The organism is Chloroflexota bacterium (genome assembly GCA_018648225.1).
GTDB lineage: Bacteria > Chloroflexota > Anaerolineae > Anaerolineales > UBA11858 > NIOZ-UU35.
Genome location: JABGRQ010000006.1, coordinates 1 through 1,989 on the forward strand (window position 1 = coordinate 1; position 1,989 = coordinate 1,989).

A 1,989-nucleotide genomic window follows, 5' to 3' on the forward strand; every position below is an offset into this window, starting at 1 on the left:
GAAGGGTAACCCGAGATCCCAATGGCATTTCCCCTTGCAAGGTTTTCGCGCGGACAGTCCAGGTGGTTCGTTTGGCCTGTGGGATGAATCCCATTGAGGAATAGAGGGACACTGCAGCCGGATTATCATGGCGTGCTTGCAGCCATACTTCCGGCACCCGGCGTCGGCGAGTTTTTTCCAGAGCTGCTTTGGTCAGGGCGCGCGCAATTCCGCGGCGGCGGTGATTGGGGTGCACAGCCACATTAGCAATCATATTGACACGCCGTCCGCGTTGGAAGAAAGGGATCAGACTCAAGTTGCCGACGAGCTCGCTCCCCTCTTCCCAGATATAGCCGGCCAGAGGCATGGAGTTCCGTGCAGTCATGGGCGCGGCAATGCTGTTGGCTCGAAATCTGTCGGCAGTTGCCCGCATGGATTGTAAATACCTGTGCCCATCGACAGTGAGAGACTCGGCGAAACATAATTCGATCAAGTCTGCTGCTGGCTTGAGGTCCCGACGCATATCAAATGGCCGCAGATGCTTTTGTGAAGCTGATAGTAACGATGTAGTTATGGTAGCCATGGATTTATTTAACAGTGGCCTAAGAGTGATTTTCATTCTACCACTGCCAGCGGAAAATTTTAAGCGACATATTTCGGCACTTTCGGAATTTTTAAAGTGATTTTGTCACTTGCCATAGTTATTCCTGGAGCCGATCACCACCTTGCTGTAATTATCTCAGATTGGGGTACAATTGCCGTGTCATGACTGAGAAACCTATCACCCGGCCATCTTCCTGGCGTACAGCCCTGCGGCACTATTGGCGACGCCTCGTTCCGCCTATCAGCCAGGAACGTAGAGGGGAATTACAAGTCCGTTTGCGTGACGAGTCGGATCTGGATTTCAGTTTTATCTTGTTAGTGCTGCTATCCAGCGTGATTGCCACTTTAGGTTTGTTGATGAACTCTCCGGCAACCATCATCGGGGCCATGCTGGTCGCTCCATTGATGTCCCCTATTATTGGGTTGGGATTGGGTTCAATTCGGGGTGATGACCGTTTGATCCGTGATGCCACTAAGGCATTGCTCCAGGGGGCTATGCTGGCTGTTTTCATCGCGGCTTTGCTCACGCTCAGCAATCGCCTGATTCCATTCGTGCCGCTTACTGCCGATCAATTGCCTGGGGAAGTCTTGGCACGCACCAGACCGACCCCCATGGACTTGGGTGTGGCTTTAGCCGGAGGTTTGGCGGCTGCCTTTGCGCTGGCGATGCCGAATATCTCGGCGGCATTGCCTGGCGTGGCGATTGCCACGGCATTGTTGCCGCCTTTGTCTGTGGTGGGGATTGGATTGGCGTACCAGCGTTGGGACGTGGCCGGAGGCGCCTTCCTATTGTTTATTACCAACAGTGTGGCGATTGCGGCATCGGCGATGCTGGTCTTTTTTGTACTGGGATTCACACCGCGTTCGGTCGAAAAAGTGGGCCGACTGTTTGGCCTGCCGCGCAGCCTGGTAATCCTTTCTTTGGTAACGATTGTCTTGCTGGCCCCGCTAACATTTATCAGTGTGCAGTTTGTTCGCGAAGCGAATGCTTCCCGGGCTTTGGTGGCGCGCAATGATCAGATAAAGGAAATCATTGCTGAAGAAGTCTATGCTTTTCACGAGGCGGAGGTGACGGAGTGGGGCATCACAGATGAAGAAAACCGCCTGATATTGGAAGTTACAGTCCGCACTCCCGTGCTTTTGGGCTACGGCAATATGCTTGAACTGCGCGATAGCGGCGGAGCGCGTTTACAAGAAGCCAAAATTCTTGGCGAAGGGCAGGAATTCCAATTGCTGCTCAACCAATTCCGCGCCCAGCGCCTGGATCCGCAGATCCCGCCAACCGCTACAGTTACCCCCACGGTGACGATTACGCCTACGATTACGCGAACACCCACTCTGACATCTTCTACTACGCCGGGGCCAAGCCCTACCCTGACGGCAAGTCAAACCCCTTTGCCAACCGAT

The 1,989-nt window shown here is 53.8% G+C and carries 2 protein-coding genes; one reads left to right on the forward strand and one right to left on the reverse strand.

Features of this window, described 5'->3' with window-relative positions:
* Positions 1–364: GNAT family N-acetyltransferase (locus HN413_00050; GenBank protein MBT3388779.1), on the reverse strand; the 364-nt coding region annotated here is incomplete at its 3' end.
* Between the two features lie 380 nt (positions 365–744).
* Here HN413_00050 and HN413_00055 point away from each other — a divergent pair.
* Positions 745–1,989: DUF389 domain-containing protein (locus tag HN413_00055; GenBank protein MBT3388780.1), on the forward strand; the 1,245-nt coding region annotated here is incomplete at its 3' end.